This window comes from Allobranchiibius sp. GilTou38 (assembly GCF_017565325.1).
Lineage (GTDB): Bacteria > Actinomycetota > Actinomycetes > Actinomycetales > Dermatophilaceae > Allobranchiibius > Allobranchiibius huperziae.
Genome location: NZ_JAGEKN010000006.1, coordinates 79,636 through 94,942, shown reverse-complemented (window position 1 = coordinate 94,942; position 15,307 = coordinate 79,636). Strand labels below are relative to the sequence as shown.

The 15,307-nt window shown below is 70.4% G+C and carries 13 protein-coding genes; 3 read left to right on the top strand and 10 right to left on the bottom strand.

Features of this window, described 5'->3' with window-relative positions; genetic code table 11:
• Positions 1 to 4 precede the first annotated feature (4 nt).
• Complete coding sequence (gene hisI, locus JOB34_RS05590; protein ID WP_347813739.1) at positions 5 to 358, bottom strand: phosphoribosyl-AMP cyclohydrolase; 354 nt, start codon at positions 356 to 358, stop codon at positions 5 to 7.
• 277 nt (positions 359 to 635) lie between these two features.
• On the opposite strand from hisI, the gene JOB34_RS17830 reads away from it, so the two are divergent.
• Both JOB34_RS17830 and arr read left to right on the top strand, forming a co-directional pair.
• A complete protein-coding gene (locus tag JOB34_RS17830; protein WP_208051784.1) occupies positions 636 to 1,466 on the top strand; it encodes a glycoside hydrolase family 16 protein in 831 nt (276 codons plus the stop codon).
• Between the two features lie 78 nt (positions 1,467 to 1,544).
• Positions 1,545 to 1,970 carry an NAD(+)--rifampin ADP-ribosyltransferase gene (gene arr / locus JOB34_RS05580; protein WP_208051783.1) on the top strand — a complete coding sequence of 142 codons (426 nt, stop codon included), beginning with the start codon at positions 1,545 to 1,547 and terminating at the stop codon, positions 1,968 to 1,970.
• A 12-nt stretch (positions 1,971 to 1,982) separates the two neighbouring features.
• Here arr and JOB34_RS05575 read toward each other — a convergent pair whose 3' ends face one another.
• The 7 genes from JOB34_RS05575 to JOB34_RS05545 form a co-directional block, all read right to left on the bottom strand.
• The gene (locus JOB34_RS05575) at positions 1,983 to 2,660 is read right to left on the bottom strand and encodes a response regulator transcription factor (protein ID WP_179480429.1); all 678 of its coding nucleotides are present in this window, start codon (positions 2,658 to 2,660) and stop codon (positions 1,983 to 1,985) included.
• Positions 2,657 to 5,149 carry an ATP-binding protein gene (locus tag JOB34_RS05570; protein WP_208051782.1) on the bottom strand — a complete coding sequence of 831 codons (2,493 nt, stop codon included), beginning with the start codon at positions 5,147 to 5,149 and terminating at the stop codon, positions 2,657 to 2,659. Before JOB34_RS05570 ends, JOB34_RS05575 begins: the two co-directional genes overlap by 4 nt.
• A gap of 65 nt (positions 5,150 to 5,214) precedes the next feature.
• Positions 5,215 to 5,808 (bottom strand): potassium-transporting ATPase subunit KdpC, encoded by a 594-nt coding sequence (kdpC, locus tag JOB34_RS05565; protein WP_208051781.1) that lies wholly within the window; start codon positions 5,806 to 5,808, stop codon positions 5,215 to 5,217.
• Between the two features lie 6 nt (positions 5,809 to 5,814).
• Positions 5,815 to 7,842, bottom strand: coding sequence for a potassium-transporting ATPase subunit KdpB (kdpB, locus tag JOB34_RS05560; protein ID WP_208051780.1), 2,028 nt, complete (start codon positions 7,840 to 7,842; stop codon positions 5,815 to 5,817).
• Positions 7,839 to 9,485: a potassium-transporting ATPase subunit KdpA gene (kdpA, locus tag JOB34_RS05555; protein WP_208051779.1), complete on the bottom strand. Its 1,647-nt coding sequence runs from the start codon at positions 9,483 to 9,485 to the stop codon at positions 7,839 to 7,841. The genes kdpB and kdpA overlap by 4 nt, the downstream gene beginning before the upstream one ends.
• Complete coding sequence (gene kdpF / locus JOB34_RS05550; RefSeq protein ID WP_208051778.1) at positions 9,485 to 9,583, bottom strand: K(+)-transporting ATPase subunit F; 99 nt, start codon at positions 9,581 to 9,583, stop codon at positions 9,485 to 9,487. The genes kdpA and kdpF overlap by 1 nt, the downstream gene beginning before the upstream one ends.
• 75 nt (positions 9,584 to 9,658) lie before the next feature.
• Positions 9,659 to 11,041, bottom strand: coding sequence for a serine hydrolase domain-containing protein (locus JOB34_RS05545; protein ID WP_208051777.1), 1,383 nt, complete (start codon positions 11,039 to 11,041; stop codon positions 9,659 to 9,661).
• 96 nt (positions 11,042 to 11,137) lie between these two features.
• On the opposite strand from JOB34_RS05545, the gene JOB34_RS05540 reads away from it, so the two are divergent.
• On the top strand, positions 11,138 to 11,512 hold the full coding sequence (locus JOB34_RS05540; RefSeq protein ID WP_208051776.1) for a ClpX C4-type zinc finger protein: 375 nt from the start codon (positions 11,138 to 11,140) through the stop codon (positions 11,510 to 11,512).
• Between the two features lie 82 nt (positions 11,513 to 11,594).
• On the opposite strand, the gene JOB34_RS05535 is transcribed toward JOB34_RS05540, so the two are convergent.
• Both JOB34_RS05535 and JOB34_RS05530 read right to left on the bottom strand, forming a co-directional pair.
• Complete coding sequence (locus JOB34_RS05535; RefSeq protein ID WP_208051775.1) at positions 11,595 to 13,409, bottom strand: ABC transporter ATP-binding protein; 1,815 nt, start codon at positions 13,407 to 13,409, stop codon at positions 11,595 to 11,597.
• On the bottom strand, positions 13,406 to 15,295 hold the full coding sequence (locus tag JOB34_RS05530) for an ABC transporter ATP-binding protein (RefSeq protein ID WP_208051774.1): 1,890 nt from the start codon (positions 15,293 to 15,295) through the stop codon (positions 13,406 to 13,408). Before JOB34_RS05530 ends, JOB34_RS05535 begins: the two co-directional genes overlap by 4 nt.
• Positions 15,296 to 15,307 lie beyond the last annotated feature (12 nt).

The window sequence follows — 15,307 nt, the reverse complement described above, 5'->3', positions numbered from 1 at the left end:
GCGTTCACGCGAACTCCCCCACCGGCCGGTGGAAACAGCTGCGCTCGCCCGTGTGACAAGCGGCGCCGACCTGTTCCACCTGCAGCAGCAGGGCGTCACCGTCGCAGTCGAGGGACGCCGAGCGCAGGTGCTGCACGTGACCGGAGGTGTCACCCTTGCGCCAGTACTCCTGACGGCTGCGCGACCAGAACGTCACCCGACCCTCGTGCAGCGTGCGGCGCAGCGCCTCGTCGTCCATCCAGCCGAGCATCAGCACCTCGCCGGTGTCGTGCTGCTGGACGATCGCGGCGACCAGTCCGGCGGCGTCGCGACGCAGGGATCGCAGGAGTTCGGCGGACAGGGTGGGTGTGTCGGACACGCAGCCATTGTGCCGCCGGGTCCAGGTGCCGACCGAATCGGCAGCCCCTCCCGACCCGGCCGCAGCGAGCGCCGCCCGACGACATGGCGCGGGCAAGGCGGCGAAGCATAGTCCAATAGACGCCATCGTCACAGCTTCGGGGGCCACCGATTTCCACGGAATCGGTGCAGGAGCCCTCTCGCCGATATTTACTGATCGCTACGAGCCGGTCGATGGCGACAGCAGTGTCCCCGTCGGACTGAACGCGCCATCACTGACGGAGTACGGGGGACGGATTGTGAGACGGATACGCGCCGCATGGGCGCTGGCCGCCGTGGTCCTCCCGATGGCGATCATCCCGCAGAGCCGGGCCACGACGCCGGTGGGCCCAGTGAGCCCGGTGAACCATTACCAGAAGCAGGTCGCCAACCTCTTCTTCAACCGGGGCGACGTGCCGTCCGGGACCCTGTGGGTCCCCACCTCGGACGCGGGCCAACTGCCGGCCGCGAACCCCTACCGCGGCCGTCTGGCGACCTATCCCACGGGATGGGGGTCGCCGGCCGCGGGTGTCTACCACCCCGAGACGGCGCTCAGCGTCTCCGGTGGGGTCCTGAGCATCACCGGCAAGGCCGTCAACGGGGTCGTCTGGGGCGGCAACGTGGAACCGGTGGCGACCGACAACCCGCTCGGAGCCCGCACCTACGGACGGGTGGTCTATCGGATGCGGGCGACCGGCGCTTCGGGGTTCGGATTCGCGGCGTTGCAGTGGCCCTCCGACGACAGTGGACAGTTCGAGTTCGACCACGAGGGTGCGATGCTGCCCGGCACCGTCGACAACGGGAACTACCACTACGCCTACCACGACGGCTCCATCGGCTGGCGGGCCGCCGGCGGACAGCAACTGAGCAACTGGCACACCTACCAGAACGACTGGTGGCCCGGCGGTATGGCGTTCTACATCGACGGCACCCAGGTCTTCACCACCGTGGGCTCGGGATTCCCCTACCCGACCATCCCGATGCGCTGGCTGGTCCAACTGCAACGGATGTGGGGAAATCCTCCGCTCGTCGCGAATTCCACCGCGACGATCCAGCTGGCCTACGTCAAGGAATGGGCCTACAACAGCTGAGCCGACGCGACGGCGTCGGAGGCCTCGGTGGCGCATCGGCGGCGGTACGGTGCCGGGTCGGATCAAGGGGAGAGATCGATGACGCAACCACGACCGTTCGAGGTCCACGCGTCCGGATCGTTGCTGCACGGGACCAAAGCAGATCTCGTGCCGGGCGATCTGCTCGTGCCGGGACACGCGTCGAACTTCGAGGCCGGCAGGAAGGCCAACCACGTCTACGTGACGGCGACCCTCGATGCGGCGACGTGGGGCGCCGAACTCGCGGCGGGGCAGGGTCGCGGCCGGATCTACCTGGTCGAACCGGTGGGCGCGCTGGAGGACGACCCCAACGTGACGGACCGGAAATACCCGGGCAATCCGACCTGCTCCTACCGCACCCGCGAGGCGGTGCGGGTCGTGGACGAACTCGTGGGCTGGGTGGGGCACTCCCCCGCACAGCTGCAGGCCCGGCGTGACGGGCTCGCCGACCTGCAGCGCCGCGGCCTCGCGGTCATCGACGACTGAGCAGGGCGCCGGTCAGACCCGCAGGCGGTAGCCCTGCCCCGGCTCGGTGAGCAGGTAGCGGGGGTGCCCGGGTGCGGGTTCGAGCTTGCGGCGGATGCCGGCGGCGTAGACACGCAGGTAGTGGGCCTCGCGCTCGTACCCCGGTCCCCACACGGCGCGCAGCAGATCCGCCTGAGGCACCAGCCGGCCCGGTGTGGCGGCGAGGCGTTCCAGCAGCTGCCACTCGGTGGGTGTCAGACGGACGACGGAGCCGCCGCGGGTGGCGCGTCGTTCCACGAAGTCGAGGGTGAAGTCGGGGGTGCGCACCGTGGCCGCGTGCGCCGCGTCGCTGGCGGCGCGGCGCACGCTGGAGCGCACCCGGGCGAGCAGCTCGTCCATCCCGAACGGCTTGGTGACGTAGTCGTCGGCTCCTTCGTCGAGGGCCTCGACCTTGTCGTCGGAGTCGTGCCGCGCCGACAGCACGATGATCGGCACCTCACTCGCGGCGCGGACCCGGCGGATGACCTCGACGCCGTCGATGTCGGGCAGGCCGAGGTCGAGCACGATCAGGTCCGGGACGGAGTCGACGACGCTCTGCAGCGCCGTGCGCCCGTCGAACGCGTGCTCCACGTCGTATCCGCGGGCGCGCAGGTTGATGCTGAGGGTGCGGACCAGGGACGGTTCGTCGTCGACGACCAGGATGCGGGTCACGACAGCCGCACCGTCATGGTGAGCCCGCCGCCGGGGGTGTCGTCCGCGGTCAGGGTCGCGCCCATCGCCTCCGAGAGACCCTTGGCCACCGCGAGGCCGAGGCCGATACCGCCGCCGCGCGGGGCGTCGCCGTACCGCTGGAACGGCGCGAAGATCGCCTCACGTCGTGCCGGTGGGACGCCGGGACCGCGGTCCACCACCCGGAACTCCACGTGCCCGGCCACGTCCTCTGCATCCACCGCGACGGGCGTGCCGTTCGGCGTATGGCGGATCGCGTTCTCGATCAGGTTGGCGAGGACGCGCTCGGCCAGGCCGGGGTCGACCGCGCACGTCAGGTGCGGGTCGGGCTGGCGCACCTTCACCTGCGCCCGGTCGGTGACCGAGTGCAGCGCGCCCTCGATCAGATCCGCCGCCAGGGTCTCGTCCCGCCGGACGGTGAGACTGCCGGACTGGATACGCGACATGTCCAGCAGGTTCTCGATGAGCGCGTCGAGTCGGTCGGTGGACTCCTCCACCGTCTCCAGCAGCTCCACCTGGTCCGAGCGCGACAGCTCGATGTCGGTGCTGCGCAGGCCGGAGACCCCGGCCTTGATCGCCGAGAGCGGAGTCCGCAGATCGTGGGAGACGGCGGCCAGCAGCGCCGTGCGGTAGTCGTTGTCCTTGGCGAGCACCGCCGCGTCGTCGGCCTTGGCGGCGAGTTCCTCACGGTGCAGGATCGCCTCGGCGTGATCGGCGAAGGCCTCGACGAGGCGTCGTTCGCGGGCATCGACGGTCCGGGTGGCGAGCACCAGGCGGTGGTCGTCGCCCACGTCCGCGCAGGTGAGGAGGGTCTCGTCGGACACGTCGATGACGCCGCTGAAGGCCACCACGTCTTGGGACTCGCGGCCGCTGCCCCGGTCCGCCGTCCTGACGAGGGCGGCGCCCGGGACGGCGAAGGTGTCCCGGGCCTGCTCCAGCAGCGCGGGCAGTTGCTCCTGCGCGTCCAGCAGGGAGTGCGCGAGCGCGGCCATCAGCTGGGCGTCGCGGCCGGCGGCGGAGGCCTGCACGCTGCGCCGTGCCGTCAGATGGACGACGGTCGCGACGGCCGCGGCGACCAGCACGAACAGCACCAGCGCCGCGACGTTCTCGGGGCGGCCGATCGTGAAGGTGCCGGTGGGCTGGGTGAAGTACCAGTTGAGCGCCAGGCTCGCGAGCACCGCCGCCGTCACGGCGGGCAGCAGGCCGCCCACGATCGCGACCAGCACCGTGAGTGCCAGGTAGAGCAGCATCTCCAAGGGCAGGGAGTGGTACTGCTGGGTCACGTCCAGCACAAGGGTCAGCAACGCCACCCCGACCGTCGCCAGGAGGAACCCCAGCATCGTGCGACGCCGCCCCAGCCCGGGGAGCGAGATCCCGGCGGACCGGCCGCTGCGGGTGAGGGGGTGGGTGACCGTCAGCACGTCGATCTCGCCCGAACCCGCCACCACGGTCTCCCCGACACCGCGGCCGAAGAGCTGCTGCCAACGCGACCGACGGCTCGCCCCGACGACGATCTGCGAGGCGTTGACCCCGCGCGCGAACTCCAGGATCGCCTCGCCCACGTCGTCACCGGTGACGGTGTGGAAGCGTCCGCCGAGCTTCTCGGTGAGCGCGCTCGCCGCGGCCGTGGAGTCTGGCGAGGTCTCCCGCAGGCCGGACTCGGTGAGCACCTGTACGGCGATCAGCTCGCCCCCGGCACCGCGATCGGCCAGGCGCGCTCCCCGCCGCAGCAGGGTGTCCTGCTCGGGACCGCCGGTGAGGGCGACGACCACGCGTTCGCGGGCGGCCCAGGTGGGCCGGATGTCGTGCTCGCTGCGGTACCTCAGCAGGGCCTCGTCGACCCGGTCGGCGACCCAGAGCAGAGCCAGCTCGCGCAGTGCGGACAGATTGCCCGGCCGGAAGTAGTTCGACAGCGCGGCGTCGACCTTGTCGGCGCCGTACACATTGCCGTGGGCCAGGCGGCGGCGCAGTGCCTCGGGCGCCATGTCGACCAGCTCGATCTGGTCGGCGCTGCGGACCACGGCGTCGGGGACCGTCTCGCGCTGCGGGACCCCGGTGATCTCCCGGACCACATCGTTGAGGGACTCCAGGTGCTGCACGTTCACCGTGGAGATCACGTCGATGCCGTGACTCAACAGCTCCTCGATGTCCTCCCACCGCCGTTCATGGCGGGAGCCGGCGGTGTTGGTGTGCGCCAGTTCGTCGACGAGGACGACCTCCGGGCGCCGGGCGAGGACCGCGTCCACGTCCAGCTCGTCCAGGTGCGTCCCGCGGTGCTGCACGCTGCACCGCGGCACCAGAGGCAGGTCGCCGATCTGTTCGGCCGTGTACGCGCGGTCGTGGGTCTCGACCAGACCCACCACCACGTCGGTGCCGCGGTCGCGTCGACGGCGGCCCTCTTGCAGCATCCGCACCGTCTTGCCCACTCCGGGCGCCGCACCGAGATAGATGCGCAGTCGACCCCTGGACATGCCGCTATCCTCTCCTACCGTGCGCCGTCGACGACTCTGCAGATCACCCGGACCGTTCGGGCCGCTCAGCGCGCCCCTGCGGACAGATCCTGCAGCGCGAGGTTGAGCTCCAGCACGTCGACCCGCGGCTCGCCCAGGTATCCGAGCGTCCGGCCGGTGGTGTGCTGCGCGACGAGGCGGCGGACCAGCGCGACCGGCAGCTGCCGGGCCGCGGCGATCTGCGGAGCCTGCAGTTCGGCGTACGCCGGGGAGATGTCCGGGTCGAGCCCGCTGGCACTGGTGGTCAGCGCGTCCGGCGGCAGCCGGTCACCGATCGACCCGGCGGCCCTGCGCATGGCCGCCGCCGCCTTCCACAGCTGCGGGTCGGACTCCGGCAGGTTCGTGCCGCCGCTGGTGTTCCCGGCGTACGACGATGCGGACGCCCGGCCGTGGAACCAGGTGGCTCCGGAGAAGTTCTGCCCGAGGAGGGAGGAGCCGACGACCCGTCCGTCGTGATGGACGAGGGAGCCGGTCGCCTGGTCGTGCAGACCAACCCGCCCGACCGCCCACACCACGGCGGGGTAACCCACGCCGAGCAGCAGCGTGAGCACCAGCAGGAGACGGACGGCGGCGACGGTCTGTCGACGCAGTGACGGAATGGACAGGGAGGAGGAGGCCATCGTGGATCACATTCCGGGTAGGAGCTGGACGAGCAGGTCGATGAGCTTGATCCCGACGAACGGCGCGATGACGCCGCCGACGCCGTAGATCAGGAGGTTGCGGGCCAGCAGCTGGTCGGCGCGCAACGGTCGGTAGCGAACGCCCCGCAGCGACAACGGGATCAGCGCCACGATGATCAGGGCGTTGAAGATCACGGCCGAGAGCATCGCCGAGTTCGGCGAGTGCAGGTGCATCACGTTGAGCGTGTGCAGCCCCGGGTAGAGGCCCACGAACATCGCCGGGATGATCGCGAAGTACTTCGCCAGGTCATTGGCGATGGAGAACGTCGTGAGCGCGCCGCGGGTGATGAGCAGCTGCTTGCCGATCCCGACGATCTCGATCAACTTGGTCGGGTCGGAGTCGAGGTCGACCATGTTGCCGGCCTCCTTGGCGGCGGAGGTGCCGGTGTTCATCGCGACGCCGACGTCGGCCTGCGCCAGTGCGGGAGCATCGTTCGTGCCGTCGCCGGCCATCGCGACCAGGCGGCCCCCCTGCTGCTCCTTCTTCATCAGGCGCATCTTGTCCTCGGGCGTGGCCTCCGCCAGGAAGTCGTCGACCCCGGCCTCGTCGGCGATCGCCTTGGCGGTCAACGGGTTGTCGCCGGTGATCATGACGGTGCGGATGCCCATCCGGCGCAGCTCCTCGAAGCGCTGCACCATGCCGGGCTTGATGACGTCCTTGAGGTGGATCACCCCGACGGCGGAGGCCGGCGCATCACCCTGTCGGACCGCGATGACCAGCGGGGTGCCGCCGAGCTCGCTGATCTCGTCCGCCACCCGCATCGCCTCGGACACGCCGTCGCCGCCCGACTCCTCGACCCAGCGGCAGACCGAACCCGCGGCTCCCTTGCGCAGCGAGGTGCCGTCGGCGAGGTCGAGGCCGCTCATCCGGGTCTGTGCGGTGAACGGCACCACCGTCGCGTCGGCCGGCGACTCCTGTGTGGAGCCGAGCGCCTCCGCGGTCCAGGTGACGACCGAGCGGCCCTCCGGCGTCTCGTCGGCGAGCGAGGACAGTTGCGCCCACCGCTGCACCTGGGAGGCGTCTGCGCCCTTCATGGCCCGGATATCCGTCGCCTGCCGGTTGCCCAGGGTGATGGTGCCGGTCTTGTCCAGGAGCAGGGTCGAGATGTCGCCCGCGGCCTCGACGGCGCGGCCGGACATGGCCAGCACGTTGCGCTGCACCAGGCGGTCCATGCCGGCGATGCCGATGGCCGACAGCAGCGCGCCGATGGTCGTCGGGATCAGGCAGACGAGCAACGCGACCAACGTGACCAGTGACGGCGGCTTCCCGGTGAACGCCGCGAGCGGCGGGATGGTCGCGACGGCCAGCAGGAAGATGATCGTGAGGACCACCAGCAGGATGCCGAGCGCGATCTCGTTCGGCGTCTTCTTGCGTTCGGCGCCTTCGACCAGCGCGATCATCCGGTCGATGAAGGTCTCACCGGGCTTGGACGTGATCCGCACGACGATCCGGTCCGACAGCACCGTGGTGCCGCCGGTGACCGCGCACCGGTCACCGCCGGCCTCACGGACGACGGGCGCCGACTCGCCGGTGATCGCCGACTCGTCGACGGTGGCGATGCCCTCGACCACGTCCCCATCGCCGGGGATCACCCCACCTGCCTCCACAACGACGAGGTCGTCCTGGCGCAGGTCCGCGGCGGACACCTCCTCCTCGGTGGTGCGGTCGGCACCCAGTCGGCGCGCCGTCGTACTCGTGCGGGTCTTGCGCAGCGAGTCCGCCTGCGCCTTGCCGCGCCCTTCGGCGATGGCCTCGGCCAGATTGGCGAAGAGGATCGTCGCCCACAGCCACACCGTGATCGCCCAGCTGAAGACGGACGGGTGCACGATCGCGAGCAGCGTCGTGAGCACCGACCCGACCCCCACCACGAACATCACGGGTGAGCGGTAGAGGTGGGCGGGATGGAACTTGCGGACCGCGTCCGGCATGGAACTGCCCGCGGTGTGCAGCAGGCTGGTGGTCTGTGTGGTCATGAGAGTGCCTCCGCGAGCGGACCGAGAGCGAGTGCCGGCAGGAAGGTCAGACCGGTCACCAGCAGGGCGACGCCGACCATCAGTCCGGTGAAGAGGGGGGTGTGCGTCGGCATGGTGCCGTCGGTGGCCGGCCGCCTGCGTTGCGCCGCGAGGGATCCCGCGAGAGCCAGGACGAGGACGATGGGCAGGAACCGGCCCAGTGCCATCACGACGCCGAGCGTGGTGTTGAGGTAGGGCTGGTCGGCAGTCAGTCCCGCGAAGGCGGAGCCGTTGTTGTTGGCCGTCGAGGTGTAGGCGTACAGCATCTCGGTGAGCCCGTGCGGGCCGCTGGCCAGAAGACCGGAGCGCGCGGTGCGAAGTGCGAGCGCGGCGCCCGTGCCCAGGAGCACCAGTGCTGGGGTGACCACGGTGTAGAGGGCGGCGTAGGTGATCTCCTTCCGACCGATCGCCTTCCCGAGCAGCTCGGGGGTGCGCCCCACCATCAGGCCGGCGATGAACACCGCGAGGATCGCGACGATCAGGGCGCCGTACAGGCCGGATCCGACGCCGCCGGGCGAGATCTCGCCGAGCGCCATGTTGGTGAGCGCGCCACCTCCGCCGATGGGGCTGTAGCTCTCGTGCAGCGAATTGACCGCACCGGTGGAGGTGCTGGTCGTCGAGCCGGCGAAGATCGTCGAGCCCCACACACCGAAGCGGACCTCCTTGCCCTCCATCGCGCCGAGAGCGTTAGTGGCGGACGCGCGCTCGGCCAGGGTGATGACGGCGATGCCCGCGGCCCACAACACGCCCATGAACCCGAGCACGGCGTATCCCTGCCGGCGATCCCCCACCAGCCGGCCGTAGACCCGTGGCAGGGAGAACGGGATGACCAGCATGAGGAAGATCTGCACCAGGTTGGTGAAGGGGTTGGGGTTCTCGAACGGGTGCGCGGAGTTGGCATTGAAGTAGCCGCCGCCGTTGGTGCCGACCTGCTTGATCGCCTCCTGGCTCGCGACCAGGCCGGACTGCACGGTCTGCCGACCGCCGCCCAGGGTCTGGACCACGTGGGGCGCCGACAGATCCTGGATGACCCCTCCGGCGAGGAGGACGATCGCGCCGATCACCGCGAGCGGCAACAGGATCCGGACGACCCCACGGACCAGGTCGACCCAGAAGTTGCCGACGGTGCCGGACTCCGAGCGGGTCAGGCCGCGGATCAGCGCGACGACCACGGCGAGCCCGACAGCGGCGGAGACGAAGTTCTGGACCGTCAGCCCGAGGGCCTGCACCACCGGTGAGGCGCCGACCTCCCCGGCGTAACTCTGCCAGTTCGTGTTCGTCACGAAGGAGATCGCTGTGTTGAACGACGTGCTCACATCCATCGACGCGCCGCGCGCCAGCGGCAGATGCGGTTGCAGGACGCACAGGGCGAAGAGGAGCACGAAGCTCGCCACCGAGAACGCGATCAGCGACACGGCGTACGTCGTCCACCGCTGCTGCGAGCGCGGTGAGACCCCGCATACGCGGTAGATCGCCCGCTCGACGCGCAGGTCACGCTCGCTGGTGAACGTGTGGGCGATGTAGTCGCCCAGCGGCACGTGCACGAGAGCGAGGACCACGACCAGCGTCAGCAGCGTGAGCAACCCCGCGGAGGTGTCGCCCATCAGAACTTGTCCGGTCGGATCAGCGCGTAGATGAGGTAGCCCAGCAACGCCAGGGCCAGCACTCCCGCGCCCACATATTCAGCCATACGGACAGTCAAGAACGGCCCGTGGACGGCGCCCTGCCCGTTGACGCCGTCTTCACGGCTCTTGATGCGATCTTGACGGCGCCCAGCTCAGCGGCGTGGGGGCAACCCGTCGAAGGTGACCGGCTCGCGGGTGAACGGGTAGGTGGCCCAGTGCAGTTGGCGGATGCTGCCGTCCGAATGCCGGTCGATCGTGAGGCGCTCGCCGCGCTCGCGGCCGGAGATCGTGCGGAAGGCGTCCGTGTCCTCGCCGCCCTCGCTGCTCTCCTTCTCGAAGACGGACGGCGGCAGGTGCGCGGGCTGCCCCTCGACCTTCGCCTCGAGGTGGCCGTCCACGATGCTGAAGACGAACGCGCGTCCCTCGGAGTACCAGCGGCCGATCAAGGGCAGCAGCTCCTGCGGCAGCGCGGTGCCGGGCTCCCACGGTGTGATGTCGACGGGCTCGTGCTCGAGGAGGTGGGCGCCGAGGTCGAGCGCGATCGCCGCCGGGTCAGGAGTGGCGGTGGCGTTCATGAGCACCAAGCCGGTCGTCGCGCTCTCGCGCTCGGTGAAGACGCCGGTGATCGCGCCCGGGAATCCGCCGGTGTGCCCCACCCAGGTCTTCCCGTCGCGCCGCGCGAGCATCAGGCCGAGGCCCCATGCCGAGGTCCAGCCGGCCGTGTCGGCGACGACCTGCGGCTGGACCATCTCCTCCAGACTGTCCGGGTCGAGGATCTCGCCGCTCGGGTCGGCGAGGAATCCGTGCCACGCGATCAGGTCGCCGGCCGTGCTCCACAGCGCACCGGCCGAACCCGTCGCGGCCAGATCCATCATCGGCTCCCGCAGGGGTACGTCGTGGAAGGGCGGCACGAAGTACTGCCCGGCCGCCGGCGCGACACGGGTGAGCGTCGTACGCCGCAGCCCCAGGGGCTCGAGCAGCCGGGCCCGCAGGCTCTCGTGCCACTCGCGCCCGTCGAGACGGGCGATGATCTCGCCCAGGATCGCGAAGCCGAGATTGCTGTAGTGCCAGCGGTCGTGGGGACGGCCGACCCGTTCGGCCTCGTTCCAGCCCGACACGAGTTCGTCGCGCCCGGGGAAGCGCAGCTCCTCCCAGACGTCGCCCACCGGTTCACGGGCCATCCCGGTGGTGTGCGACAGGAGTTGGCGGATGGTGACGCCGGGGTGGGTCGCCTCGGGCAGGTGCCGCTCGACCGTGTCGTCGAGGCTGAGGCGCCCCTCGTCGCGCAGCTGCATGACCATCACGGCGACGAAGGTCTTGGTGTTGGACGCGACGGGGTACTGGGTGTCGGCGTCCGGCGGAGTGCCGGGCCGCTCGAGGTCGGCCGACCCGATGCCGTCGCTCCACCACACCTCGCCGGCACGACCGACGGCGGCGAGCAGTCCGGGCACGCGCCCCTCGGACTGTCTGGTGGCCGCCTTACGGTGCAGGTCGCGGGCGGTCTGTGGGAGCAGCTGGCTGCGGACGTGGTCCATCGGGCGACCGTACCCAAAGAGGTTGCGCTGACGCCTGTCAGGTGTAACCTGACGAAGGTTGTCAGGAACAGCCTGACGCTAGGACGGGAGACCGACATGCCGACGCTGCAGACCACGACGGTGCGGTGCTCGTTCTGCGCCAAGGACGAGAAGGACATCGCCCAGATCATCGCCGGACCGGGCATCTACATCTGCAACGAATGCGTGCGGCTGTGCAACGAGATCCTCGCCGGGTCCGCTCCCGATCAGGCCTCGGCCGAACAGCCCGAACTCCCCTACTGGCAGAGCATGAGCGATGAGCAGATGCTCGATCTCCTCCCGAAGATCGCCGGCGTCGCCGACCAGGTCGAGACCGGGCTGGGGACGTGGGTGACGCGGCTGCGGGACCGTGGCGTCACCTGGTCGCGCATCGGTACGGCGCTGGGGATGACGCGTCAATCGGCGTGGGGTCGCTTCTCCGGCGAGGAATGAGTCGTCGCGCAGGGTTGATCGGTGTCGTCGCGCGCCCTGTACAGCGCGCCACGACCCTGCTCGCTGCGATCGATCCGGGTCGTCAGCCGGACTGGGCCGACCAGGAGGCGTGCATCCGCGCGTAGACGCTCCCCGTCTGGGCCACCAGCTCGTCGTGCGGTCCGCGCTGGACGATGCGCCCGCGGTCGACGACCACGACCTCGTCGGCTGCCTCGGCGGTGGACAGTCGGTGGGCGATGGCGATCGACGTACGACCGCTCGCCAGGCGCTCCAGCGCGCGCTGAATGCGCACCTCGGTCGCCGGGTCGACCGCCGAGGTGGCCTCGTCGAGCAGTAGCAGATCGGGCTCGGTGAGGTAGGCGCGCACCAGCGCGACCAGCTGCCGCTCCCCCGCCGACAACGACTCCCCGCGCTGCCCGACCGCTGTGGCGAGTCCGCTCGGCAGCCCGTCGAGCCAGTCGCCGAGACCGAGGGTCGCGAAGGCCAGCAGCACCTCCTCCTGGGTGACGCCCGGGCGCGCGAACCGCACGTTCTCCAGCAGCGAGGCGTCGAAGAGGAAGCCTTCCTGCGGCACCAGCACGACGCGGGATCGCAACGAGGAGAAACGGATCCGGCGTACGTCGACCCCGTTCAGCAGCACCGCTCCCGACACCGGGTCCATCAGCCGGGTGAGCAGCTTGCCGATCGTGGTCTTACCGGATCCAGTCTCGCCGACGATCGCCACGCGCGATCCCGGCGTGATGTCGAGGTCGATGTCGTGCAGCACGGTCGGGCCACCGGGGTAGGCGAAACCGACGTGCTGCAACTGCACGCGCACCGGACCCCGCGGCAGGTCGACCCCGCCCTCGCCGGGGTCGGGGACGTCGGCGGGTGTGTCGATCAGCCCGATGACCCGGCGCCACCCCGCCACGGCGTTCTGCAATTCGTTGAGGTTCTCGGTGGCCGTCTGCACCGGCTGGGTGAAGAGGTTGACCAGGAAGAGGAACGCCACGAGCTCACCGATCGTGAGCCGGCCGTGGGCGGCGAGGATCGTGCCGACCCCGAGCGCCGCGATGGTGGTGGCACCCGCGACGACCTGACCGGAGACGAACGCGCTGACCGTGCGGATCTGCGCGGTGATGGCGGCCCGGCGATGCGCCTCGACGGCGACGTCGATCCGTTCGGCGGTGCGGTCCTCGACGCCGTACGCGCGGATCGTCGTCGCACCCACTACCGACTCCGAGATCGCGCCGAGCATGTCGCCGACGCGCTCGCGCACCGCGAGGTAGGCACGTCCGATCCTCGCCTGGAACTTGCGCAGCAGCAGGAAGAGCGGCACGAAGCAGATCCAGACGACCCCGGTCAGTTCCGGGCTGTAGAAGAGCATCAGCGCGGTGGCGATGAGGATCTGGGCGCCGGAGATGATCAACGTCAGCCCGCTGGACTGCACGAACTTGGAGATCTGGTCCACGTCGCTCGTCACCCGGGAGACGAGCGACCCGCGCCGCTCGGCGTTCTGGGTGAGCATCGACAGGTCGTGGATCTGACGGAAACCCTTGATCCGCAACGTCGCCAGCCCGCTCTCCGAGGAGCGGAAAAGGCGCAGGTTGACGGCGTACGACGCCACGCTGGTCAGGACGACCGCCCCGGCCACCACGAGCACCAGGCGCAGCACCAGGCCGACGTCCGGGCCGCCGGCGGCAAGGATCCCCTTGTCGGTGGTCTGCTGCACCGCGATGGGGACGAGCACCTGGCCGAGCGTGGCGACCAGCGCCAGCGCCAGGGTGATCGAGAAGCCCCGGCCGAGCTCGGGCGACAGGGCGAGCCCGCGCCGAAGGATGGCCCACGTGCCCATGCTCTCGGTGTCGCCCAGGCTGCGGGTGCGGGTGTCGGGGCGCTCCTTCGTGACGATGCTCATCGCGCGTCCACCGCCTGCGTGTCCTTGCCGGAGGCGGCTTTGGCGTCCGCCCGATCCTGCGCGTCGTCGGCGTAAGCGCTCACGATGCGTGCGTACGGCGCGCACCGGGCCATCAGCTCGGCGTGCGTGCCGGTGTCGACGACCCGCCCGCGCTCGACGTAGACCACCGTGTCGGCGAGCGAGATGGTGGACAGCCGGTAGGCGACGACCAGCGTGGTGCTGCAGCTGCCCCGGCGCTGCGCCTCCTCGCGCAGACCGTCGAGGATCGCGACCTCGACCGTCGGGTCGACCGCGGATGTCGCATCGTCGAGGACCAGCAGGTGCGGCGAGCGGATCACCGCCCGTGCCAGGGCGATCCGCTGACGTTGACCCCCGGACAACGTCGCCCCGCGCTCGCCGACGCGGGTGTCGAGACCTTGCGGCAGCCCTCCGACGAACCCGGTCGCCTGTGCGATCTGCAGCGCGCGGTCGACGTCGAGGTCGTCGTACGGTCCGCCGAGGGTGATGTTGCCCCGCACGGTGTCGTCGAAGAGGAACGTCTCCTGGGAGACCAGCGTCGCGGCCGCGGGGATGCCGTGCCGGCGTACGTCGGCCAACCGGACGTCGTCGACCAGCACGTCGCCGGAGTCCGGGTCGACCAACCGCAGGGCGACGTTGGTGAGCGTCGACTTGCCCGACCCGGTGGGGCCGACGAGCGCGGTGAGCGAACCGCCCGCGAGATCCAGATCGACGCCGTGCAGCACCTGGGCACCGCCGACCGACGCGCTGTCCTTGCTCGACAGGTCGGCCGTGCCGCCCGCCTCGTAGGAGAAGTCGACCGCCCGCATGCTGAGTGCGCCGGACCCGTCGGCGGGCAGGACGCGGTCGCCGTACGTCATGGACCCCTGCGCGGACAGCACGTTGTCGATCCGGGTCCAGCCCACCAGCGTGACCGGGAGGCCCGCGAGCACCCACCCGAACGACCGGACCGGGAAGGCGAGCAGCGAGAAGAGGTAGGCGACCTGGACCACGTCGGCGGCGCTGAGGTCGCCGGATCGTACGCGCGCCGTGCCGACAACCAGCACCGCCAACGTGCCGAAGGTCGGGATCGCGTCGATGACGGGCTCGAAGATGCCCATCACCCGGCCGACCTCGATGGCAGCCCCGCGCAGCTCGTAGGTGCGTTCGGCGAAACGCTCGGTCTCCTGCTCCTCGCGGCCCATGGCCTTGACGACGAGCGCCGCCTCGATGCTCTCGTGGGCGACCTCGCTGACCTCACCGCGCAACTGCTGCGCGCGGGTGGCCCGCGGCGACATCTTGGACCGGAAGACGGCGTTCACCGCGAAGAGTGTCGGGAAGACGAGTACCCCGATCAGGGCCAGCCACACATCGATCTGCAGCATCTCGACCACGCCGACCACCAGCATCACCACGACTCCCAGAGCCAGCGGAAGCGGTTGGAAGATGGACCAGGTCGCCTCGACGTCGGCGTTCGCATTGGACAGCAGCTGACCTGAGGGGTGTCGGTGGTGCCACGCGAGGGGCAGGTGCAGGTACTGCCGGGTGACCCGTCGGCGGTAGTGCGCGATCAGGTTGTAGTAGGCCGTGCCGGCCCCGACCCGTCGGCAGACGACGCCGATCGCGTTGAGCAGCACGACGATCCCGAGCTCCCACACGATCGTCCACACCTGCGAACCGGTGACGTGGTGGGCCTTGACGGCGGGGCTGACGACCGCGCCGACCAGGTGGCCGATGACGCGGGCGGTGAAGACGGTCATCACGCCATAGACGAAGCTGCCGAGCACCGCGACGGCGAGTGCCCGTGGTTCGCGCCGGAAGCCGACTCCGATGATGCGCAGTGCCGGTCCGAACGCCCTCGCGGTCGAGGGTGCATCGGGCGAGGGCATATGCACCAGTAT

Coding starts and splice junctions, on each gene's coding strand:
- JOB34_RS05545 (WP_208051777.1), bottom strand. CDS start 11,041: ATGGACCACGTCCGCAGCCAGCTGCTCCCACAGACCGCCCGCGACCTG.
- JOB34_RS05530 (WP_208051774.1), bottom strand. CDS start 15,295: ATGCCCTCGCCCGATGCACCCTCGACCGCGAGGGCGTTCGGACCGGCA.
- JOB34_RS05535 (WP_208051775.1), bottom strand. CDS start 13,409: ATGAGCATCGTCACGAAGGAGCGCCCCGACACCCGCACCCGCAGCCTG.
- JOB34_RS05570 (WP_208051782.1), bottom strand. CDS start 5,149: ATGTCCAGGGGTCGACTGCGCATCTATCTCGGTGCGGCGCCCGGAGTG.
- kdpC (WP_208051781.1), bottom strand. CDS start 5,808: ATGGCCTCCTCCTCCCTGTCCATTCCGTCACTGCGTCGACAGACCGTC.
- JOB34_RS05540 (WP_208051776.1), top strand. CDS start 11,138: ATGCCGACGCTGCAGACCACGACGGTGCGGTGCTCGTTCTGCGCCAAG.
- arr (WP_208051783.1), top strand. CDS start 1,545: ATGACGCAACCACGACCGTTCGAGGTCCACGCGTCCGGATCGTTGCTG.
- kdpA (WP_208051779.1), bottom strand. CDS start 9,485: ATGGGCGACACCTCCGCGGGGTTGCTCACGCTGCTGACGCTGGTCGTG.
- kdpB (WP_208051780.1), bottom strand. CDS start 7,842: ATGACCACACAGACCACCAGCCTGCTGCACACCGCGGGCAGTTCCATG.